Origin of the sequence: Halodesulfovibrio sp. MK-HDV (genome assembly GCF_009914765.1) — a bacterium.
Classification (GTDB): Bacteria; Desulfobacterota; Desulfovibrionia; order Desulfovibrionales; family Desulfovibrionaceae; genus Halodesulfovibrio.
Map to the genome: position 1 here is coordinate 41,703 of NZ_WYDS01000018.1, position 22,844 is coordinate 64,546.

19 protein-coding genes and 2 tRNA genes are annotated in these 22,844 nt (G+C 45.0%); 12 read left to right on the forward strand and 9 right to left on the reverse strand.

The genetic code is table 11. The features are described 5' to 3' along the window. The first annotated feature begins 5 nt into the window (after nucleotides 1-5). Nucleotides 6-722, forward strand: coding sequence for an ABC transporter ATP-binding protein (locus MKHDV_RS14150; RefSeq protein ID WP_160716402.1), 717 nt, complete (start codon nucleotides 6-8; stop codon nucleotides 720-722). Nucleotides 723-875: 153 nt separating this feature from the next. Here MKHDV_RS14150 and MKHDV_RS14155 read toward each other — a convergent pair whose 3' ends face one another. Further along, on the reverse strand, nucleotides 876-1,100 hold the full coding sequence (locus tag MKHDV_RS14155) for a SlyX family protein (RefSeq protein WP_160716404.1): 225 nt from the start codon (nucleotides 1,098-1,100) through the stop codon (nucleotides 876-878). Beyond that, nucleotides 1,097-1,567 carry an EVE domain-containing protein gene (locus MKHDV_RS14160; protein WP_160716406.1) on the reverse strand — a complete coding sequence of 157 codons (471 nt, stop codon included), beginning with the start codon at nucleotides 1,565-1,567 and terminating at the stop codon, nucleotides 1,097-1,099. The genes MKHDV_RS14155 and MKHDV_RS14160 overlap by 4 nt, the downstream gene beginning before the upstream one ends. 414 nt (nucleotides 1,568-1,981) lie before the next feature. On the opposite strand from MKHDV_RS14160, the gene MKHDV_RS14165 reads away from it, so the two are divergent. Continuing rightward, the gene (locus MKHDV_RS14165) at nucleotides 1,982-2,452 is read left to right on the forward strand and encodes a DUF3124 domain-containing protein (protein ID WP_160716408.1); all 471 of its coding nucleotides are present in this window, start codon (nucleotides 1,982-1,984) and stop codon (nucleotides 2,450-2,452) included. Here MKHDV_RS14165 and MKHDV_RS14170 read toward each other — a convergent pair whose 3' ends face one another. After that, the gene (locus tag MKHDV_RS14170; protein WP_162859872.1) at nucleotides 2,453-3,859 is read right to left on the reverse strand and encodes a DNA integrity scanning protein DisA nucleotide-binding domain protein; all 1,407 of its coding nucleotides are present in this window, start codon (nucleotides 3,857-3,859) and stop codon (nucleotides 2,453-2,455) included. Nucleotides 3,860-4,261: 402 nt separating this feature from the next. Here MKHDV_RS14170 and MKHDV_RS14175 point away from each other — a divergent pair, with 402 nt between their 5' ends. Then, the gene (locus tag MKHDV_RS14175) at nucleotides 4,262-6,292 is read left to right on the forward strand and encodes a hypothetical protein (RefSeq protein ID WP_160716412.1); all 2,031 of its coding nucleotides are present in this window, start codon (nucleotides 4,262-4,264) and stop codon (nucleotides 6,290-6,292) included. A gap of 163 nt (nucleotides 6,293-6,455) precedes the next feature. On the opposite strand, the gene MKHDV_RS14180 is transcribed toward MKHDV_RS14175, so the two are convergent. The 6 genes from MKHDV_RS14180 to MKHDV_RS14205 all read right to left on the reverse strand — a co-directional run bounded on the left by MKHDV_RS14180 (nucleotide 6,456) and on the right by MKHDV_RS14205 (nucleotide 11,322). Beyond that, entirely contained in the window at nucleotides 6,456-8,432 is a 1,977-nt protein-coding gene (locus MKHDV_RS14180; protein ID WP_160716414.1) for a YgiQ family radical SAM protein, read from the reverse strand. Nucleotides 8,433-8,526: 94 nt separating this feature from the next. Next, entirely contained in the window at nucleotides 8,527-9,171 is a 645-nt protein-coding gene (locus MKHDV_RS14185) for a LysE family translocator (RefSeq protein WP_160716416.1), read from the reverse strand. Nucleotides 9,172-9,347: 176 nt separating this feature from the next. Beyond that, a complete protein-coding gene (locus MKHDV_RS14190) occupies nucleotides 9,348-9,680 on the reverse strand; it encodes a calcium-binding protein (protein ID WP_160716418.1) in 333 nt (110 codons plus the stop codon). Between the two features lie 325 nt (nucleotides 9,681-10,005). Further along, nucleotides 10,006-10,081: transfer RNA gene (locus tag MKHDV_RS14195), tRNA-Asn, on the reverse strand. Between the two features lie 134 nt (nucleotides 10,082-10,215). After that, nucleotides 10,216-10,914 (reverse strand): hypothetical protein, encoded by a 699-nt coding sequence (locus MKHDV_RS14200; protein ID WP_160716420.1) that lies wholly within the window; start codon nucleotides 10,912-10,914, stop codon nucleotides 10,216-10,218. Nucleotides 10,915-11,246: 332 nt separating this feature from the next. Then, a tRNA-Asn gene (locus tag MKHDV_RS14205) sits at nucleotides 11,247-11,322 on the reverse strand. A 284-nt stretch (nucleotides 11,323-11,606) separates the two neighbouring features. Between MKHDV_RS14205 and lysS the strand changes: the two genes are divergently transcribed. From lysS to lpxA, 9 genes are all read left to right on the forward strand, one after another. Then, nucleotides 11,607-13,112 carry a lysine--tRNA ligase gene (gene lysS / locus MKHDV_RS14210; RefSeq protein WP_160716514.1) on the forward strand — a complete coding sequence of 502 codons (1,506 nt, stop codon included), beginning with the start codon at nucleotides 11,607-11,609 and terminating at the stop codon, nucleotides 13,110-13,112. Nucleotides 13,113-13,121: 9 nt separating this feature from the next. Further along, a complete protein-coding gene (locus MKHDV_RS14215) occupies nucleotides 13,122-14,348 on the forward strand; it encodes a lipoprotein-releasing ABC transporter permease subunit (protein ID WP_160716422.1) in 1,227 nt (408 codons plus the stop codon). Further along, nucleotides 14,348-15,037: an ABC transporter ATP-binding protein gene (locus MKHDV_RS14220; RefSeq protein ID WP_160716424.1), complete on the forward strand. Its 690-nt coding sequence runs from the start codon at nucleotides 14,348-14,350 to the stop codon at nucleotides 15,035-15,037. The genes MKHDV_RS14215 and MKHDV_RS14220 overlap by 1 nt, the downstream gene beginning before the upstream one ends. Next, the gene (gene bamA / locus MKHDV_RS14225; protein ID WP_160716426.1) at nucleotides 15,021-17,708 is read left to right on the forward strand and encodes an outer membrane protein assembly factor BamA; all 2,688 of its coding nucleotides are present in this window, start codon (nucleotides 15,021-15,023) and stop codon (nucleotides 17,706-17,708) included. Before MKHDV_RS14220 ends, bamA begins: the two co-directional genes overlap by 17 nt. Nucleotides 17,709-17,872: 164 nt before the next feature. Beyond that, on the forward strand, nucleotides 17,873-19,636 hold the full coding sequence (locus MKHDV_RS14230) for an N-acetylmuramoyl-L-alanine amidase (RefSeq protein ID WP_160716428.1): 1,764 nt from the start codon (nucleotides 17,873-17,875) through the stop codon (nucleotides 19,634-19,636). A gap of 308 nt (nucleotides 19,637-19,944) precedes the next feature. Then, nucleotides 19,945-20,499 carry an OmpH family outer membrane protein gene (locus tag MKHDV_RS14235; protein ID WP_160716430.1) on the forward strand — a complete coding sequence of 185 codons (555 nt, stop codon included), beginning with the start codon at nucleotides 19,945-19,947 and terminating at the stop codon, nucleotides 20,497-20,499. A 15-nt stretch (nucleotides 20,500-20,514) separates the two neighbouring features. After that, nucleotides 20,515-21,525 carry a UDP-3-O-(3-hydroxymyristoyl)glucosamine N-acyltransferase gene (lpxD, locus tag MKHDV_RS14240; RefSeq protein WP_160716432.1) on the forward strand — a complete coding sequence of 337 codons (1,011 nt, stop codon included), beginning with the start codon at nucleotides 20,515-20,517 and terminating at the stop codon, nucleotides 21,523-21,525. 13 nt (nucleotides 21,526-21,538) lie between these two features. After that, on the forward strand, nucleotides 21,539-22,003 hold the full coding sequence (gene fabZ, locus MKHDV_RS14245; protein ID WP_160716434.1) for a 3-hydroxyacyl-ACP dehydratase FabZ: 465 nt from the start codon (nucleotides 21,539-21,541) through the stop codon (nucleotides 22,001-22,003). A gap of 1 nt (nucleotide 22,004) precedes the next feature. Then, nucleotides 22,005-22,796, forward strand: a complete 792-nt coding sequence (gene lpxA / locus MKHDV_RS14250; RefSeq protein ID WP_160716436.1) for an acyl-ACP--UDP-N-acetylglucosamine O-acyltransferase — start codon at nucleotides 22,005-22,007, stop codon at nucleotides 22,794-22,796. Nucleotides 22,797-22,844: the final 48 nt, after the last annotated feature.

The window sequence follows — 22,844 nt, forward strand, 5'->3', positions numbered from 1 at the left end:
GCCATATGCTACTTGAACTTCGTGATCTGCACGTAAACTACGGTAAAGTTGAAGCACTGCACGGTATCAACCTCACAGTTAATGAAGGTGAGATTGTTACTATTCTTGGTGCCAACGGGGCAGGAAAATCCACCACGCTCAACTCCATTTGTGGACTTGTGAAAGCGACCAAAGGTGAGATCTTTCTCGACGGTAAGCCTATTCATTCTGTTCCGGCACATAATATTGTTAAGATGGGCATTTCCCAATCTCCGGAAGGGCGTCGTGTATTCTCTACATTAACAGTAGAGGAGAACATGGATTTAGGTGCCTTTACGTTGAAGGATAACGCAAAAATTGAGCGTAACAGAGAATGGATCTACGATCTGTTTCCTCGTCTGCTCGAACGCCGCACCCAGCTTGCAGGAACACTGTCCGGTGGTGAGCAGCAGATGCTCGCAATTGGTCGTGCGCTGATGTCCAGCCCTCGCTTGCTGTTGTTGGATGAACCGTCTCTCGGCCTTGCTCCGATACTCGTGAAGTCCATTTTTGAAACTATTCGTAAGATCAACAAGCACGGCTTAACCGTGATTCTTGTTGAGCAGAATGCGCGTGCTGCACTCAAGCTTGCTGATCGCGGGTACGTAATGGAAGTAGGGAACATCGTTCTTGCGGACGATGCCAACGTACTGCTTTCTAATCCGGATATTCAGGCCGCTTACCTCGGTGGTAAGGGTTTGTAGTATACACTTTGTTGAGTGCTGCTTACCCGCGGCGCAATCCTATAGCTTTAATAGTAAAAAGGCTGTCCTTCATACGAAGGACAGCCTTTTTTTATTTACAGAATGGGTGGAAGAGTATTGCTGCGAGGCTACGCATCGCAGGTAACTCTACTACTAAAAGTTTCCACCGTAATGTGGAGGTGGTCCATCATCCACGCCGCCATCATCAAGGGCTGGGCTAAGTTGACGGATTCGCATGATCACTGCTTCCATCTTCTTTTCCATTTCATCAAGCTGGAACTGTTGGCTGGTTATGGCTTCATTGAGTTCAGTGATGGTTTTGTCCTGAAAATACAGCTGCTCTTCTAATTGAGTGATGCGTTCTTTAGTTTCTTTCATGCCTGCTCCTTTGCAAGGTTGCAGATGATATCAAATTCATTTTTATCCACGGGCATTACAGAAAGACGGGAGCCTTTACGTAATAATTCCATGCTTTCCAGTCCTGGGACCTGACGTAATTCTTTTAACGAGAGAGCTCGCGGAAGTTTTTCTATAAACTTAACATCTACCATGTACCAGCGGGGATTATCGACGGTTGACTTGGGATCAAAATGATCGTCTTCCGGATTCCATGCTGTGTGGTCAGGATAACTTTCTCGGACAACCTCGCATACGCCTACGATGGAAGGATTGGTGACGCTGTGATAAAATAGTACCTTATCGCCAAGCTTCATTCCGTCGCGCATGAAATTGCGTGCCTGATAATTTCGTACGCCATCCCATGATGTTATCTGATTCGGCTCATTTTCAAGGGTGTCGATGGAGTAGCAGCCGGGTTCAGATTTAACGAGCCAGTAGTTAGCCATAGTAAACTCCGTTTCTATTATGAAGACTGGTAGCAGTCCAAGTATCAAATCTATTTCTATATCAACAGAATATCGCAGTCTGTTTTTGAATTCAAGTCGTAGTGTGTCTGACATGCAGTACTGACAACTGGAGTGATTGGCAGTGTGCTAGAGCGTAGCATAGTTTGGAATATGCCGTAACGGATTTCTTTTACGAAACCATTATGCTGATGCCTGAATCAAAGAAGGTGTTAAATACTATGTTATTATAGTATGTTATTTTGTAGTGTCTATGTGGGTATGTATTGAAGGGAGATAACCGGTTGTGTTGCTTCGTAACATTTCGTGAAAGATGGGAATAGTCTTTCGGGATTGAATGAAGTTTGGTAGAGTAACATAGAAAAATTGCAACAAAAATCGGTATTGGAGGAGCAGATGATAACTCGACGTGTGTCGTGGATTATGGGGTTGTTTCTTTTTGCGACGGTGGCCTTTTCTCCAGCATTAAGTGCTGCCCGAACAATGCAAAATAAGCAAACATTGTATGTGCCGGCGTATTCCTACATTTATCATGGGAATAAAGAAGCAAAGATTAACCTTACGACTACGCTTAGTATTCGAAATACAAGCCGTGCAGAAGGTATCCGTATTCTCAGTGTAGAGTTTTATGACACAGCTGGAAAGTTGTTGCGTAGTTATCTGGACGAGCCTGTGCTTATGACGCCGCTTGAGTCTTTGCGTTATGTTGTAAAGCTTGATGACGACGAAGGTGGGTCCGGCGCTAACTTCATCGTAAAATGGGAAGCGGACAAAGCAGTTGATGTGCCGATTATCGAAAGCATTATGCTTGGTACCGGTTCTTCATACGGCTTTGCATTTCTTACTCAGGGTGTTCCGATAGAATAGTTATTCTTCGAGCCAGTCGGTAAGGCGTGGCGGTGTTGATATATAGCTTATCGGTTTCCATCGGCATTGGGCAGTCAGTTCAATGCCGTGCTGGATAACGGATACAGGTCTGTCAGATGACACAACAATAGTGATGATATTTTTGTGCATGGCAGTAAAACGAACTGCGGAGTTAAATCGTGCTCCACGCGCTCTGTTTTCTCCGGGAACTGTCCTTCCGTCCAGCAGGCATGCGAAGCCGAGAAGAGTAGACGATTTGCTGATGTGCAATGCGCCATCAACCTTTGCAAGGGAACATGCAATGTCGATGTTTTCCGGCATGCTCAAATCCAATGGAGTTTGGAGTGTCTGGCCTGCAATGTTTCGCGGAATTGTATTGAGGTCTAATACGAGAGTACAGCCGTGCTTACGTTCCCGTGCTTGTATAACAACGCGTGTAATATAATGAAAAATATTATGCTGTTGCTTCGGTGTTAAGTTGGACTCAAGCAGCGCTTCTTCCAGCTGAACAAGGTTCGGCCTGCGGTTTGTTGCGAGAAAATTACCTGACGCAAAACTGCAAATGAGTTCATCATCAAGTTTGACCATCCCATGGTTACCTTCAAAGGTCGCAAGGATAGATCCGGGAGGAAGGTCACCGGATGCAACCCCAGCAAGAGTACACCCATCTGAAATAAGAAACCGTTCTGTGTTTTCCACTGCTTGCAGAGTCTTTCTGCAATGGCGGAGATTTACGAGCAACGGTTGTTCCATGCGAGGAAATGATGCTTGGAAATGAACATGCTGCAAAAGGCGCGGTTCTACAAAAGCAATGTTACCTCGCGGCCATTCCCCTTCTTCCCGCGTATTTGAAATACCCAAAATAGCATTAAGTGTAGGATAAATACGTAAATATGTATCCATTCCTAAAGCTTCGCTACGTTTGTCGATAATATAATCACGGATGGCGTGCTGGGCGTATCCTTGCAGTACATAGCTGGAAGTATCGTTGCGTAGCCCTGCGCCTTGACCAAAGTCCGCACATAATTGTGTTGCTGCATATTCCAGCCAGCGCAAGGTTGGGCCTTTGGAACAAATGTCAGGGTGTTCTTCTGTAAACCACATTTGGAAAGGAAGAGTGGTGCAGGAACCACCATAAGCGATTAGACCGGAGAGCTGTGGATCGTCTGATGGATTGAATTCAGGCAAAAGGTTGCAAGAAGTCGTTTCCTGAAAAGTAGTATAAAGATCTTTAAGGCGTGGCTGGTGACCATCTAGCAAGTTCTGCGGATCAAGAATGTAAAAAGGCCCCTCAGCTTCAAGGCATATGAGCAATGCTACTCGGCTAGGACCGGCAAAGTGGGACAAGCCGTCGCTTAATCCATCAAGAATATTGTAAATACTCCTTCTCCAATAGGAAGTATCCATTGTAGCCACCGTATCCTCCTCGCAGCAGAGTATGACGTTAGTTTTAACGTCATAACAGGAAATGAAACATCATGAATTGTGCCTTGGTCAGTGTATAACTGCATAGTGCTATTGGAATCGCTTTTATAAATTGATGCGCACGCAACTATTTATGATAAATGAAAATTAACGTCCCACTCTATGCTAAATATAACACTTGGTAGGGTATCTGCATGTTCGAAAAGGGGCAAGGGGTACAGTGCTTTTTTTGTAGTGAATGCTCCGATTACGTCAGTATATATAATCGGAAGGGTAGTGCAAATTTTTCTAACTGTAGTATAGATATACTTGGGCGTAGCGATAGTATCAGTATATATAGATAGCTGTTAGGCTGACAGAGAACAGTATACTCAGGAAATGCGTATGACTAAAAAACGGGTAAGAGGAAAAGTCCTCCCTTTTCATTCGAAGAAAAATGACGCTAACTCCGTAAAGGGTTCAGTTGGTGCTAAGCTGGGCGAGTCATCTGCCGATGTCTCTGCTGATGTGCCAACAGATGCGCCTGAAGTACTCGCTGATACGTTGGTTAAAGCGTCAGGTTCTTCTGTGAAACGAAAACAGAAGACAAATAGCGAGACAGATAAGGTTGAAATTGAGGTTACGATAGATCTTGATCCGTGGTCTGATGAGGCATGGCAAGCATCACTGACCGGTGTCGAAAATGATCCAGTGACCGAGCTGTTCGGATCAGACAAGTCGGCGTCACCCAATAATGAAGTGACTATCGAAGAGATGCAGTGGCTTTTGAAAAGTCCTTCGGATGACGCTGAAAATGACAGTTCGTCAGGCAGTGTTTCCGGTTCAAATTTTGTTCTGGGATTGCCGCCCAAACAACTTTCGGATGCTCAAAAGCATGGCACGTTGACTCATTTACTTGAGTATCGATACCAAAAATCAATGCAGTTCCCCGTGCTCGACAAAGTACTAAATAAGTTTGCAGCCGTGGCATCAAAGCGGTTGTGTAAAATGACAAATCAGTCCTGTCATGTAAAAGCTGTTCGTTCCGCACGTGCCCCGTTTGATGTATGGCTGCGGATGGATCATCCTGTAGCAACAACTTTTTCTATGTTTCCTCTGGATGGTGTGAGTGTTTTCGGAATGGAGCGTGAAGTTGCGGTCGGGCTTGCTAACGCTATTTTTTCCGCAGGGGAACAGGAACCGGTTCCTCAGTTACTTCGCAGGTTGGCAGAGCTGAAGAAGAGCAAAAAAAATATTCCTGTTTTTCCCATCGCAAGCAATGTGGTTCGCCACGTGCTTCATTTGCTATTGCTTGATTTGGAATGGGCTTTGGCTCCATTTTATGAAGTTGAATCCAAGCACAGCAAAGCTGATGAACCAGCTCTCTACAGTAAACATTTTTGGCTGGACGAACCTTGCATCGTTTGTGAGCTTTCTGTCAGCATAGATATGAACACCGCTGAAGGGCGTGATCCCGCAAGCAACAGCGGTGCGATGATGATTGTGTTCCCTGAAAAGATGCTTGAGGAGATTCTCCCGATTCTTACAGGGGAACAGTCTATTCTTGTTCCAGAATTTACAGAGATTGATACTTCAGCAGTAGAGCGGCTTTTACGGTTGGATAATGAAGCCCTACGGGCTGAATTAGTAAGTCAGCATCCATTGTCCGCAGCCGTTATACTTTCGCAGTTGTCCGAAGATAGAAGACTGACGCTTGTTGAAAAGATGAGCAAAGATAAACAGGAAGCCATAGATCGAAGGGTCGGTCATAGAGCAGGGATTGAAACGGTTCTGTCTGAATCGCAGCAATTTGTTGCTTCAGTACTTGCGCTTGGCGAAAGCCATGCCGCGCAGGTGCTCAGCAGTTTTTCTCCGGAAGCAGCTGCGGGTTTCTTACGTGAGGCTGGAAAATTGCCGTCGTTGTATCCTGAGCAGGTAAATGCATTATTGAAAAGCCGGAATAGTTCGATTGTCAGCGTCGGAGCCTTAGTCGTGGACAGTGCACTTGTTCGGCGCCTTATGATTCGATCAATTGCTGCGAAAGATATGGCGCAGGTTGTCGCGTTATGCCGGAACAGCAGAGTGCATATGCCGTTTGCATTGATTCTGTCTGTCCCCGTAGAAGACGTAGCATTGATACTCCGAAGTGAACCTGTTTCAATTCAAGGTGCAGTCATTTTACTGCTTTTGGAAACAGACAGGGATTACGCGGCAAGGCTTTTTTCTGTATTCTCTCAGGATGAGCAGCAACAAATTGTTCAACAACTGTTGCATGGTAAGCGCATCGAATCAGAAATTGTAACGCTTTTGGAAAACTATCTTATTGCACAGCTTTCAAATCGCACTGAAAAAGAAGCATTAAGCATGCCCGATCAAGAACGGTGGGCAGTTTCTGGCACTGTTGAGTGGTTGTTAAGTAATTTTTCATCTGAATAGGACGAAAGTACGCGCGTATGCATTGAAAAAAGTATGTCGCGTTTATATGTATAAAAAAAGCTCAGGTCGGCTTGCAGAATTTCTGCTTGTCGACCTGAGCTTTTATCTTTTTATGAGGGGTGATTTTACACCCTTGCACATCGCTGGAAACGTATCTTCGTAACTAGCGGTTGTTCACAGAGAATGGAGATGCTTTTTTCGGACCAGATTTGCCGGTCGGAACTGGTTGCTGCTCACGTTTAGGCTGGCTTTTGCGTTCGGAACGTTTGTCGGAGGCATGGTTACTGGAACCACGTTTCGAGTCTGGCTTACCATTTGGCTTACCATTTGACTTGCCAGCGTATGCTCCGCGTTTTCCCTGTGGTGCCTTGCTCTCTTTACGCCCGACACTTGGAATCAAAATATGGTGCTGACGAAGACGTTCAGCATCGGTGTACGCGACAAAAATATCTTCACCGTTTTCATCAATGCGAGCAAAATAAGATGCTGTTGCTACAGTACCCGGTGTAGGGATGAAACACTGCACTTGCTGTGGCTGCCAGCCTCTGGAGCGAAGCCAGTTGCCAAGTTCGCGCATGTGGTTGTCTGTACAGCCCGGGAATGCACTCATCAGGTACGGAACAACGTATTGCTCTTTTCCTGCCTGTTCAGAATATTTCTTGAATGCGCCGAGGAAATGTTCAAAGGAAGCAACACCCGGTTTTCGCATACGATTCAGCACAGCATCACAAATATGTTCCGGAGCAACTTTAAGCTGACCGCCGGTGAATTCCATGGTGTATGCACGAAGGGCTGTTTCATCCTTTTGTGCGAGATCGAAGCGAACGCCACTGGCAACGCGTACATTTTTGATTCCGGGAACCTTTTGAATGTCACGCAGCAGTGTAATGCCTTTTGTCTGATTCACAGCAAACTGCGGGCACACTTTCGGGTGCATACAGCTTTTACGCTTACATTTTTCAGGGTCAGCCTTACAGCTTGCCTGCCACATGTTGGCAGAAGGGCCGCCTACATCGCTGATAGAGCCATTGAAACGCTTGTTGCGAGTGAGGTTTTCCACTTCCTGAATGATGGATTCTTTACTGCGTGATGTGATTCTTCTGCCCTGATGCAATGCCAGAGAACAGAATGAGCAGCCGCCACCACAGCCTCGGTGAGTTGTGATGCTCGTTGTCATCATGTCAACGCACGGAATTTTTTCAGTGTAGGATGGATGCTGTGCTTTTGCGTACGGCAGACCGTAAAGTTCGTCCATTTCATCTTCAGACAACGGCAGAGCTGGCGGAGCAAGAAGAACTGCGCGCTTGCCGACTGGCTGAATAGCCCAGCCGTCAGCTTCCTGAACATGACGTTCAAGGCTAAGCGTTGCAGTCATAAGTTTTTTGTTGTCCGCATCAATTTCTTCATGGGATGGAAGCTCTACGATGTTAGCCTGTGACGGAATTTCGTCATGGGTTCCCATGTAGGCAATGCCACGTACATCTTGAGCAATGTATGAAAATGGTGTGCCGGATGTTTCGCCGTACTGGTCGAGAACATGAGCTATGTGGAGCATGGCGTATTCGCCCATGCCATAGACAACACAGTCCGCTTTACTGTCGAGCAGGATGGAGCGGCGAAGTTTGTCTGTCCAGAAATCATAGTGAGTGATGCGTCGTAATGATGCTTCAATACCACCTATGACAACCGGAATGTTAGGAAACGCACTACGAACGAGGTTTGAGTACACAATGGTGGCACGGTTCGGACGAGATCCTGCTTTGCCTCCAGGGGTGTACGCATCATCGTGACGTTTTTTTCTAAACGCCGTGTAGTGCGCCAGCATGGAATCAATGGCACCTGCGCTTACAGAAGCGAAGAGACGCGGACGACCCATTACAAGCATGTCGTCCGGTTTATCCCAGCGGGGCTGAGCAATAATGCCTACGCGATATCCATGTGCTACAAGCCAGCGTCCCAAAAGAGAGGCGGCAAAGCTTGGATGATCGACGTAAGAGTCGCCAGTAACGAAGAGTATATCGAGCTCATCCCAGCCGAGTTCATCCATTTCCTTTTTGGACATAGGAAGAAATGCAGGCTGTGTGAGTGGTGCACGCCCGAGTACTGGACGCTCTGATTTTTGATTCCATGTTTTTGTCATGGGCGGAATATAAGGATTGCGTAGTGGTCTGGCAATAGACAATGCCTTTGCAGGCAAATTAATCCTCAGGGTGCTAATCCCAAGGATTTATCCATTACATGTCTAAGAGTAGGCTGGCTAATGAAGCGGTACCGAAAACGATGATAATCGTACCTGAGACTTTGTTAATGAGTCTGCTGTGCTGCTTTACGTATGTGCGCATAGCGCTTGCAAAGAAGGAGAGACCACACCACCAGATAGCAGAGCCGAGGAATACACCGAGAACCAGTGAAGCAGCGCCGGGGGCACCTGCATCACTATCAATGCCGAAGGTGGCAAAGATAACTGTAAACGCAATGATCGTACCGGGGTTCATAGCTGTAAGAACAAAAGTGCTGAGCCAAGCAGTAAGAAGGCTTGGCTTGTTTTTTTCTTCTTTTACATCACTTGCTTCAGAAACAAAGGCTGGACGTTGGCGTAGCATGTGGATGCCGATAGCGAGAAAGAGAAGTCCACCAACAAACCTGATGACTGTGCTGGACTCAGTAATCATATTTGTAATGGCAACAAGGCCGAATGCAGCAACAGCTCCGTAAAAAAGGTCTGCGGAAGCAGCGCCGAGTCCGGAGATTACGCCCACAAGTTTGCCGTATTTAAGTGTTCTGTGAATACATAGAACTCCGACAGGTCCGACAGGGGCAGCGATAGTTAGTCCGATTAAAAGACCTTTGAGGAAAAAGTAGAAAAGGGCAAGGCTCATTGTAGGTGATAATCCTGTGAAGTTATGATTATTGAGAAAAGAACAATGCTCACACAATGATCATATCGTAAAAGAGGTTTAATGGAAGCTACATATTTGTTTATAGCGAACGGAAGACATAAAAAAAGTCGACCCAAAGGTCGACTTTTTTTTTTGCTGTAATGCTCTAAGACTGATTATTTAGTAGGAGGAGCAATGAGTTCAGGAGCGCCGGAGCCCATTTTTTCTTTTCCGCCCATCATGCCGCCACCCATCATACCGCCGCCTTTTTTCTCGCCGGTGTTATGGCCTGCCATAAAGCCGTGCCATTCATCATGAGAGATTCCGCCGGATTTATCTTTATCGATAGTCTGGAACGCGAGTTCTTTCATGGAAGGGTAGGTTGCTGAAAATTCTTCCCAGCTAACACTTTCGTCACTGTTTGTGTCCATTTTGCCAAACTTGGCGTCAGCAGACACAGCGGTTGCAAAAATGCAGATGAAAGCAAGGGCAAATAGAATTTTTTTCATAATATCTCCTTGTGCAGCAGGCTGCGTGTCGCAACACTGTGCAAGTTTATGCACGGGCACAGAATATAGTACGGAAATGTGAGTACTATCTCTGCGTTATGTTTACTATAGTAAGCAGGAGTATTGGAAATTCGTCATCCTGCAAATTAAACTTGGGTAGAATACGCAGTAATGAGAACTGCGTCTACCGTGTATAAAAACTATACACCAAAAGTTATAATCTGTTTTTATTTATAAATACAGTGAGTTGTGTCAGGTGGGATACGTTGGAGATATGTATGAGAAATAAAAAAAGCCTCTTTCTTGCGAAAGAGGCTATAAATTCTGGCTCCTCGAGTAGGACTTGAACCTACAACCTAGTGATTAACAGTCACCCGCTCTGCCAATTGAGCCATCGAGGAATATGTGTGCTTCGGTTTCCCTTAGCGCGAAAATGTGTCTACGGATTTGCTACGCACTCGTCAACCAAAAAATACAATAAAAAAGAAAAAAAAAGAAAATATACCTGATCTCATCGGGGCTTCTTGTTGAAGTACTACCTTAATTGTGGTGGAGAGGTTTTGTTAGCAGTCGTTGAGGTGATGTTGTCGGTACTTGTTTTTGAGGTTTCACTATACGGAGACCACATCACGTAAGATTCGCCTTTTTCATTTGTGAGAATATCAATGAAGATTCTTTCCCCGTTATCCAGTGTGCATGAGAGGTTTCCATCAGAAAAGTCTTTAAAACCTGAAAGCTTTACACAGGTTGCACCGAAGTAGGGAGCAGGAGTGCCAGGTTCTTGGAGTAGTTCTGTCGCTATGCTTGGAATCTGTTCTTTGATTATTTTATAGTCTGTAGTCAATAGGGTAAGGCTAATCGTCATCGCCGCAATTTGTATAACTATAGTCATTGTAGCGAGCCAAAACGGTGTTTTGCTCTTTTTAAGTATGTTGCAGCGCTTCCATATATAAGGAAGGCCAAGAATGATCCATCCCCAGTGAGGTGGAGTGATTTCGCGGTGCTTGAGCGCTTGGCGATCAACAATGAGAAAAGACATTCCAATTGCAGCGATGGTAGTGTCAGGGAAGCTATCTAGTAGTGTGCTGAATAAGCCGATGACGGTGATAACAATCGGGTAGGTCACGTAGGCCCATATGTAACAATCACCACTGGCTATGGCTTGAGCTTTTAATCGTTCTTTTTTTTGTTGCTTCTTGTCCAATACAGGTGCCAAAGGGGGAGCTAAGGACATGTGAGTCTCCTGACTATCTTGAAAATGAATAGTATGAGTCAAATTTCTGTGGGGAATAGGTATGGGGATAAAGAATAGCGAAACCGATAACGCCAGTTGGTATTTACGTCAACAGTAACTTTTACAAGAAGTTAAAATGACTATAATAGATTACGCCCATTATGCATGTGCTAAGTTGCGTGGGGTGGGTAGATTCTGACATGTCTTTAGTTTGAGTGGTCTGGCCGGAGCTTCTAGGAGAAGTTTGTTTAAGTGAGGTACGTATTGTTCTAGTGCCAAATATTTTTTGGGCACAAAAAAAGCCTCTTTCTTGCGAAAGAGGCTATGAATTCTGGCTCCTCGAGTAGGACTTGAACCTACAACCTAGTGATTAACAGTCACCCGCTCTGCCAATTGAGCCATCGAGGAATGTGTGCTTGAGGTGTTTCCCTCAGTGCGAAAAAGTGTTTAGAGAAAACCTCAGATACCGTCAAGCCTTTTTTATGTTTCTGTAAAAAAAAATTGGGAAAAACAATTTTATGCTCAGAGATGAGAGGGTTCCTTGACGATTGCTAGTAATTGGAATAACCCTTCCCAATTCAGCAGTGATCGAATTCATTATACGGAGTGATCCCGTGAGCGAACAGGAACAGTCAAAACGTAAAAAGATAAAACTTCCCACTAAATCCAGCCAGGCTGATTACTTCATGCCTATGCTGGAAAGCTTCGTTGACCGTGACGAGTTAAACGAAGTGGTGAAGAATAGAGTGGCAAAGTCCTGCGACTTATTGGATGCAGGCATTCCTTTATACCCAAACGGGTTTTCAAAGGACCACGATTTTTCTCAAATTCGTGCAGAATATGAAGGACTTGATTCCGAAGAATTAGAATCCCTTACTAAGGAATTCTTCTGCGCAGGCCGTATTGTCGGTCTTCGTTCTTTTGGTAAAGTTACCTTTTTCCACGTTCTTGATAAAAGCGGTAAAATGCAGTGTTATGCTGCCCGCGATACTCTTGGTACTGAAGCGTACCAGAAGTTTAAGAAGTTTGACATCGGCGATATCGTTGGTGTTGTGGGTACATTGTTCCGCACTAAAACAGGTGAACTGACTATAGACTGTAAGAGCGTTGAGCTTCTTACGAAGTCTATCCGTCCGCTCCCAGAAAAATATCATGGTCTTAAAGACGTTGAAATTCGATACCGTCAGCGCTACGTTGACCTTATCGTAACGCCTAAGACCCGCGAAATTTTCCGCAAACGTACTGCTATTGTACGTGAGTTCCGTAGATTTATGGAAGACAGAGGCTTCATGGAAGTTGAAACTCCTATGATGCATCCAATTCCTGGTGGCGCGACTGCTCGTCCGTTTGTTACCCACCATAACGCACAAGACCATGAGATGTTCATGCGTATTGCGCCGGAACTTTACTTGAAACGTCTTCTCGTCGGTGGTTTCGAAAAAGTTTTTGAAATTAACCGTAACTTCCGTAACGAAGGTGTTTCAACTCAGCATAACCCAGAATTTACCATGTGTGAGTTCTACTGGGCGTATGCAACTTTTAAAGATCTGATGGATCTTACAGAAGAGCTTTTCGGACACATTGCTAAGAAAGTATGCGGTTCTACCGTTATTACTTACCAGGGACAGGAAATTGACCTGACTCCGGGTACTTGGCAGCGTATCGGCTTCCTCGAATCTTTAGAGGTTGTTGGTGGTCACACCAGCGAACTTTACGACGATTACGATAAGCTTGCTGCGCATCTGAAAAGCCGTGGGGAGAAAGTACATGAAGGTGAGAAGCTTGCTAAGCTTCAGGCCAAACTGTTCGACCTTGATGTGGAACAGGATTTGATTCAGCCTACTTTCATTTACAATTACCCTACAGACCTCTCCCCGCTTTCTCGTAAAAACGAAGAAGACCCTCGTTTTACTGACCGTTATGAATTGTTCATGACTGGCCGTGAGCTCAGCAACGCATTCTCTGAACTTAACGATCCTGTTGATCAGCGTTTGCGTTTCCTTGATCAGGTTGCTGAAAAAGAAGCGGGTGATGATGAAGCACATTACATGGACGAAGATTACCTTCGTGCTCTTGAATACGGCATGCCTCCGGCAGCTGGTCAGGGCATCGGTATTGACCGTCTTGTAATGCTTTTGACTGACTCACCATCAATTCGTGAAGTCATTCTCTTCCCACTCCTTAAACCGGAGAGTTAGCCATAGCTTATGAAATTTGAGTCCTTCATAGCGCTGCGATACCTGTTTGCACGTCGGCAACAGTCTTTTATATCGGTTATTTCGATTATTTCTGTTCTCGGAGTTGCACTCGGTGTTGCTTCGCTTATCGTAGTTCTGGGTGTGATGAATGGTTTCACTAAGGACTTGAGGGATAAAATTCTGGGCGTGAATGCTCACGTAATTACCATGAGTGCAGGCGGCAATATGTCCGGCTATACTGAGTTGACCAAAGAAATTGAGGGTGTCTCCGGTGTAACCGGAGCCACCCCTTTTATTTACTCAGAGCTTATGGCTTCCTCACCTCAAGGCGTGAAAGGTATTATTTTGCGCGGGGTACAGCCTCAGTCTGCGGACAAAGTGCTTACCATTCGCAACTATATGAAAGACGGTGGTTTTCCGGATCTCGAACGTAAGGGACTCCCGGGAATTATCATCGGTAAAGAACTTGCCAAGCGTCTCGGTGTAGGCGTTGGGCGACGTATTAATCTTCTTTCACCTTCAGGCAAGAAAACATCACAAGGCTTTGTTCCGCGGGTTCGCAACTTTAGAGTTGTGGGCATCTACAAAACAGGCATGTGGGAGTATGACTCTTCCCTTGCGTTTGTAACACTTGATTCTGCACGAGAATTACTCGGGTGGGATAACAATGCTGTCACAGGGCTTGAAGTTTCTGTCAGCGATGTAAACAGTGCGGACACTGTCGCCAAAAAAATAACTGAAAAACTCGGTGGATATCCGTTCTATGCTCGAAGCTGGATGGATATGAACGCCAATTTATTTGCTGCATTGAAACTGGAAAAAACCGCAATGGGCGTTATCCTTACGCTTATTGTGCTTGTTGGTTCTTTTTCAATTATCACCACTCTGGTCATGCTTGTTATGGAAAAAACCCGCGATATAGCAGTGCTTATGTCAATGGGGGCAACCAAAAAGCAGATTCGCAGAATCTTTATGCTGCAGGGAACAATTATTGGAGTGGTAGGTACCGCTCTAGGATTTGCTCTTGGACTCGGGGTGGGGGAATTGCTCAAGCGTTATCAATTTGTACAACTGCCAAAAGGCGTGTACTCACTAGATAAGCTGCCGGTTATTTATGACTGGAAAGATTTAGTGGCAATTGGAGTATCTGCTATGGTGCTTTGTTTTATTGCCACACTGTATCCAGCTAAGCAGGCAGCAAAGTTGGAACCGGCAGATGCTTTGAGGTACGAATAATGTGTGCTGCACCGTTATATGAACTGAGGGGAGTGGGTAAGGACTATGATGGTCCTGCTGAGCTGCTGACGGTAATAAACAATTTAGACCTCGTTATTGAGCAAGGTGAGGCATTAGCCATCACTGGTGCATCAGGGTCAGGTAAAAGTACTCTCTTGCATCTCTTGGGGACCCTTGATATTCCTTCGAGGGGCGAATTGCTTTTTAATGGTAAAAACCTTGCGGAACTCACTGATGACGCGAAGGCTGTTCTACGAAATCGAGAAATCGGGTTTGTGTTTCAGTTTCATCATTTGTTGCCGGAATTTTCCACTATTGAAAACGTCGCTATGCAAGCAATAATAGGTGGAGTGACTAAAAAAGAAGCCTTTGAACGGGCCAGCGAGATGTTGCAACTTGTTGGACTGGGCGGGCGTCTTGAACATAAAGTCACAACACTGTCGGGTGGAGAAAGGCAGCGGGCAGCTATTGCTCGTGCTATACTCATGCACCCCTCTGTTTTGCTTGCAGATGAACCCACCGGAAATCTTGATGAACGCACTGGCGAATCAGTTGGAGAATTACTTCTTCGACTAAATGATGAGCTGGGTATGACACTGGTTGTAGTTACGCATAATCCTGAACTGTCGGATATTATGCGTCGCCGTCTTGAACTGCGAGCTGGAGAACTTTATGTCCAAACAGTTTAGACCGTGCGTTGTCATGGTCTTCATGTTGCTTGCGCTGCTAATGGCTGTAAGCGCATCTGCTGCGCCACGGAATGGAATTCGGGTACTTGTACTGCCTTTTGCGGTTAACTCAGGAGAAGACTTGAGTTATCTGGAAGATGGACTGCCGGAATTGATCGGGGAGCGTTTAGCTGCAAAAAACTTTTCAATTGTTCCAAATGATGAATTGGAAGCACTTTTAGCAGAAAACTCTGTTTCCGAGCTTAATATTTCAATTGTTCGCGATTTGTCTTTGTTGTCTAACGCAGACTATGCTGTCTACGGTAGCTTCACACAGGTCGGGGAACAGCTTTCTATTGATGCACGTTTGGTAGAAGCTTACGGGCTTCAGCCTGCGAAGCCTATCTACATTAATAAGACTGGACTTATTAATGTGCTTCCTGCTGTAGATGAGCTTGTTGCTCAGGCTACAAACGAGATGCTGCGTAAGCAGTCTATCTCTAATATTGTTATTCGAGGCACCAAAGTTCTGGACCCGGACGTAGTTCTTCTGCGTATGCGAATCCAGAAGGGTGATGCCCTTGACAGCAAGCGCATTAACGAAGAAATCAAGCGTATTTACGGCCTTGGTTACTTTAGTGATGTGCAGATCGGTGTTGAGAAAAAACGTGATGGTAACGAACTTGTTATCACCGTTGTTGAAAAACCGAGAATCAATAACATCGTAATCTCCGGCTCTGATGTCGTAGATAATGATGATATCCTTGCTGCAATTAACTCTAAGCAGGGAGCTGTTCTTAACGAAAAGTTCCTTTCAGACGATATTGCACGCGTTCGTGATTTGTACAGAAAGGAAGGTTACTACCTTGCTGAAGTCGATTACAAAATTGAACGCGGTAGCACCGGTGCAACACTTACTTTTAATGTCAAAGAGGGTGAAAAACTTTACATTAAAGAAATCAAGCTCGAAGGTATTGAAAAGCTTGATGTTGATGATGTGAAGGATGAACTCGCCTTGGCTGAACGAGGAATGCTCTCATGGCTCACCGGTACCGGTGTTTTGCGTGAAGACTTCCTTGAGCGTGACGTTGCAGCTATTTCTGCATACTACTTGAACCGAGGCTTCCTTGATGTTCGAGTTGGTAACGGTCGCGTTGATTACGAAGAAGATGGTATTGTAATTACTTTCCCTGTTTCAGAGGGCGAGCGTTACAAACTTGGTACAATCACCTTTACAGGTGACCTTATTGAACCTGACGCTACTTACTTGTCTCTTATCGGACTGGATGAGTGGAAGGCTGAAGAAGAGTACCTCAACTACACCGTTCTTCGTGAAGACAGCACCAAAATTGGAGACTGGTACGCCAACTATGGCTATGCCTACGCAGAAGTTGACTTCGGCATTCAGCGCCAGGAAGGCAACATTGCAAACGTCGCCTACAAGATTGATAAAAAGAACAAAGTTTATGTTCGTCGTGTAGTAATGGAAGGCAACACCCGTACGCGTGATAACGTGGTACGTCGTGCTGTTGAATTGACTGACGGTGAACTCTTTAACGGTGATAAACTGCGTGACAGTAACCGTAAATTGAACAACCTCGGCTACTTCTCTGAAGCAAGCGTAAACCTCGTCCCAACTGAGACGCAGGATGAAGTTGACCTCAAAGTTAAAGTGAAAGAGAAAAACACCGGCTCTATTATGGCTGGTGTAGGTTGGTCTTCCTATGATGGTGTTGGTTTCTCCGGCTCAATCAAGGAAGATAACTTGTGGGGTAAAGGCTACAAACTTGCTTTTACTTCCAGCTTCTCTTCCAAAAAGACTTCCTACGACTTGAGCTTCTTGAACCCGAGTGTTTACGATAGTGATCTTTCATTCAGTGCCCGTACATACATTACAGAAACTGAATATGACGATTACGATTACGACAAAACTGGTGGTAAAGTCAGCTTTGGTTACCCTGTCGGAAAGTGGTCTCGCGTTTATGCGGGTTACCGTTTCGACCAGTACCAGATTACTGATGTAGATGACGATGCAAGTAACCTTATTAAAGAGCAGTCCGATGACGGCACTCGTTATGCAAGTGTTCTTAACGCATCCTTCTCACGTAATACCATCGATAACTTCCAGCGTCCGACTGGTGGTAACGTCGTAACCTTCACCGTTAACTACGGTGGTGGCTTCCTTCAGGGTACTGATGACTTTATTAAAGTTACTGGTGAAGCTCGCCAGTTCTACGCCTTGAATGACGACCACGTATTAATGGCACGTGCTAAAGCTGGCGCATTGCTTCCAAATGGTGGCTCTCATGATGATATCCCAATTGTAGAACGTTTCTGGATTGGTGGTATTAACAGTGTGCGTGGTTACGATATCAACGACTTTGCTGTCCGTCAGGCTGACGGTGATAAAATCGGTGGTACACGTATGGCTTTCGCAAACTTTGAATACCAGTGGTATTTTGAGAATGATCTGGGTATGACTTTAGTACCTTTCTTTGACATCGGTATTGACTTTGATGACAAAGATGATGGTCTTACCTCCAACAAAGAATGGCTCTACAGTACCGGTCTTGAATTGCGCTGGCGTTCTCCAATGGGTGATTTACGCTTCGCATATGGTATCCCACTTGCTGATGTAAACGGGGAAAAACAATCTCCTCGCTTCGAATTTGCAATGGGACAGGCATTCTAAATGCAATTATGTAAAAGCGCGGCCTTATGGCCGCGCTTTTTTTTTATGGTAAAGTATTTGTCGGGGTTGCACCCTGCGGCAGGTTCCAGTATCCTTATAATGATTTGTAACAGGTGGCTTTATTCTAACTTTGAACTTCAATGCGCGGACTAACTAGGAAAACTATGCTAATTACCAGAAAAAAAGGCATGCTTTGTTTGCCTTTGCTTCTTCTTATACTTCTTCTCTCAGTTACAGATTCCTACGCCAGTATTAGCCGGGATTACCAAACCGCGTTGAATCAGTTCAGATCTCTTGTTAAGAATCCCAAACAAGCACGCTATCGTTCCAACTGGAAGAGGTTGGAAGACAAATTTATTGCTATTTATCAAACTAACCCTGATGGTTCCTACGCTCCCAAGGTTTTGTACTATATGGGGCGGGTGAACGAAGAACTGGCAAAGCGCTCGTACCTTCGTTCTGACTATCAGGCGTCGGTTGACTATTATAACCGATGCGCAAAGCGGTTTACCAAGCATTCCTGGACAGACGATTCGTTATTCAGACTGGCACGGATTCAATATTACAATTTGAATCAGGCTACAGAAGCAAGACGAACGTTGAATACGATTCTTAGAAAATACCAATCCGGCGATAAGTACAAAGAAGCACGAGCCCTCCACCGTAAAATTATTGCGGAGGTTCGTAACTCCCGTTCATCAGTTGCGTCCAAATCTACCGTTAAAAAGAAGCCTGCGAAGTCAACTCCTTCAAAAGTAAGGAAAACCAACAGGTCATCCCGCAACGTTGCGCTTAAAGGTATCCGTTTTACGAGTAGTAATGATTATACCCGTGTAGTTATTGACCTGAGCGGCGCGACGAAGCATCAGTATAAGTTCTTAAATGCTGATCCGTCCCGAAACTTACCCTTCAGACTCTATATTGATCTGGACAGAACTGTTCCGACTCAGTCCGTTAAGGACGAGTTAAAAATTTACGACGGTATTTTGCGAATGATTCGCGTTGGTAAACCTGTTCCGAGTACGAGCCGTGTTGTGCTTGATTTCGAAGCAGTGCAGAAATATACCGTTTTTGCTTTAGAAAATCCTTACAGGGTCGTTGTGGATGTCTCTGCTCCCAAAGATGGAAAGATGAGCCATCCTCCGGTGGATCTATCCAAAAAAGTCTTAGTGCATAAGACTAAGAAACCATCACGCACAATTCCGACATCCCGTAAGATTCCTGACCTTGTTGAGCAACTCGGTTTGACCGTGAAAACTGTTATGATTGATGCAGGACATGGCGGCAAAGACCCCGGTGCATCAAGAAATAGAATTCGCGAAAAAGATTATGTTCTTAAGACTGCGAAAATGTTGGGTAAAAAACTTAAGGCAAAAGGCTTTAACGTGTTGTATACACGTTCCACAGATGTTTTTGTTCCACTTGAAGAACGTACTGCTAAAGCGAATGTGCAAAAGGTAGATTTATTCGTTTCACTGCATATTAACGCCAACAGAAAAACTAGCGTGAACGGCATTGAAACATATTATTTGAACCTTGCCAGATCAAAAAGTGCACGTCGTGTTGCTGCTCGAGAGAACGCAATCACAGAGAAACGCATTAGTGATTTACAGTTTATTTTGACCGACCTCATGCTCAACTCCAAAATGCAAGAGTCTAAAGCTCTGGCGGAACTGGTTCAGAAGAGCATGGTAAAAACGGTACGTGCAAGGGGCTGGAAATCTAAAAGTAATGGAGTACGAAGTGCGCCGTTCTACGTTCTTATGGGCGCAAAGATGCCATCCATTCTTGTGGAACTGGGGTATTGTTCAAACAAGACAGAAGCAAAGCGATTACGAAACAATTCGTACTTGAACCTGTTGGCAGCAGGCATTGCTAATGCATTGAGTACCTACAGACATAATTTGAAGAACTATGCAGCGATGTAGCTGCTGGTAAATAATACGAGGCAAGGTCGATTTCTCACTGACAGCACATAGAGTTTTTGTGTAGTACTGACTTTTGGTAAATTAGTGCTGTAATATGGGGTTTATTTTATTTCATAGCAGACAATTTACTTTGGTAGCGCAGCGTATGCCTCGTACTATACCTGCTGTTACTGATTGAGTGGCAAGAACGCGCAAGTTCTTGACTGCGGAATATGATGAAGCTATCCACTCAATTCTCTTGATAGTTTTTATTGATGGTTAAATGATTAACATGTTGTTAAGTAACGAATTTTTTTTAGGAGCATTCAATGCGTAATATTCTTTTAGCGGTAGTGGCTTGTACCTTCCTTTTTGCTTCACCTGCAGTAGCTGCAAAATACGGTGAAGTTGACTTTGGAGTCATCGCTAAAGATTCTGAACCAGCATTGGCAATCACCAAAGCTATGAAGCAGACCTTTGGCGCTGAAGACAAGAAACTTAGAGACGATAAAGTTGCTTTTGATGCAAAAGTAAAAGAATTCAGCGTTCAGAGCCAGGCTCTTTCCGAGGACGCAAAGAAAGAAAAAATCACAGTACTTCGTAAAGAAGAAAGAGCTCTTGCTCAGCGTCAGCAGCAGTTCGTACAGCGCGCACGTGCAGCAGAACAGTCTGCTCTTCGTGATATGTCTGCTCTTATGCTTGAAGCTACTCGCGAGTTCGGTCAGAAAAACGGCTACGAAATGATCATTGCAAAAGCGCAGGGCGCAGTTTTGTACATCAAAAAGCCAGTAGACGTGACCAAGCAGGTAATGGTTGTTGTAAACCGTTTGTACCGTGCTAAACTCGAAAAAATTAAAGCTGCTCAGAAAAAAGCAAAAAAATAAGGAATACGGTTAAGCATGCTGCTTTCTACAATCGCACAACATCTTGGTCTTGAGTTTGCTGGTGAAGATCTTGAAATTACAGGTGTAAACACCCTAGATGATGCCCTGGAAACAGAACTTAGTTTTTTAGCTAATCCTAAGTACGCGTCTAAGCTTTCAGAAACTAAAGCTGGTGCAGTTGTTTGTACTGCCGATCAGGTAGAGAATGTTCAGCGCGCGCTTATTAGTGAAAACCCGTATTTCGATTTTGCTCGTTGCGTTGCTATTTTTGCTAAGCCGCAAGGTGAGATGAAGGGCGTTTCTGAACTGGCTTTCATCGATCCTACTGCAACAGTTGCTGATGGTGCTACCGTTTATCCGCATGCCTTCATTGGTCCGCGTGCTACTATCGGTTCCGGCACCGTTGTTTTCCCGGGTTGTTACATCGGGGAAGATTCAACTGTTGGATCTGATTGTCTTCTGTACCCAAATGCTGTGCTCATGGCAGAAACTACTCTTGGCGATGATTGCATCGTTCATGCAGGGGTTGTGCTTGGTGCTGATGGATTTGGCTTTGCTCCAACAGAATATGGAGTGCAGAAAATTCCACAGATCGGCAATGTAACAATCGGTAGCGATGTTGAAATTGGTGCTAATACCACCATTGACCGCGCGGTGCTTGGTTCTACAAGTGTCGGCGACGCAACCAAAATTGATAATCTTGTTATGCTCGGGCATAATGTAGAAATGGGCAGTAACTGCCTTATTGTGTCACAGGTGGGTATTTCCGGTTCTACCAAAGTTGGTAACGGTGTTGTTATGGCAGGACAGGCTGGTATTGCCGGTCACCTGAACATTGGCGACGGCGCAACTGTAGGACCGAAAACTGGAGTAGGAAAAGACATTCCGGCAGGTGTAACCATGGCCGGTATGCCAGCGATGGAAAAGGGGATTTTCATGCGTCATACAACTCTTTCTCCTAAAATTCCTGACCTGTTTAAGCGAGTAAGACAGCTCGAAAAAGAAATCGAAGCGTTGAAAAAATAGAGGTACACAGACAATGACCGCCACCGATAAAAATAATCTCGATATTCGTCAGATCCTTGATCTGCTTCCACATAGATATCCTTTCTTACTTGTAGACCGTGTTTTAGACTACACTCCGCTTGAGTCTATTGACGCGTATAAAAACGTGACAATGAACGAGCCTTTCTTTCAGGGACACTTCCCTGGCATTCCTGTAATGCCGGGTGTGCTCATTATGGAAGCGCTTGCTCAGGCTGGCGGACTTCTCGTGCTGAAAAGCACTGATATGCCGCTTGAAAACAAGTTGTTCCTTTTCACAGGCATGGAAAAAGTTCGTTTCCGCAAGCCTGTGTATCCTGGTGATAGACTTGAACTTAAGTGTCGTCTTATTCGTCACAAGTTGAAACTATGGAAAATGGAAGGCAAAGCATATGTTGATGGTGTGCTTGCTGCACAAGCAGAAATGACAGCCGCTATCATGAATAAGGAGGATATGTAGCGTGGCTACTGAAATTCATCCTTCCTCTTTTGTTGCGCCAAGTGCGAAACTGGGAGAAGGGGTTGTTATTGGTCCTTGCGCCGTTATCGAAGATGATGTCATTATCGGGGATGGTACAAAGATCGACGCTTTTGCTTCTGTAAAGCAGTATACCCACATGGGTAAGAATAACCATGTCCACTCCTATGCGGCAGTGGGCGGTGTTCCGCAGGATCTCAAATATCACGGTGAAGTAAGCTGGTTAAAACTTGGCGATAACAACACCATTCGTGAATTTGCTACTCTGCATCGTGGTACTGAAGACGGCGGTTTCAATACCGTTGTTGGCAGTAACAACCTCATGATGGCGTACACACACGTTGCACACGATTGTACTGTCGGTGACAATGTTATCATGTCTAACAACGCAACTCTTGCGGGACATGTTCATGTTTCTGACCATACAATTATTGCAGGTCTTTCTGCTGTGCATCAGTTTGTCCGTATTGGCAAACATGCATTCGTTGGCGGTATGACTGGTATCGGGCAGGACTTACCTCCGTATATGCTTGCTACCGGTAATCGTGCAGGTGTTCATGGTCCTAACTTGGTTGGACTGCGTCGCCTCAAAGCTCCTCGTGAAGTCATTCGTGCGCTTAAAAATGCATATAAACTCATCTGGCATTCCACCACTCCTCGTAAAGAGGCTTTGGAACAGCTGGAATATGAATTTGGTAACTTTACTGAGGTTCTCGAATTCGTAGATTTTGTGCGCAAGAGCGAACGTGGTATCTTACCATCGTATAGCGAATAGGCTACACAGTCGGATCGAAATGTTAAGAAGGAAGGTGTAGTGCCTTCC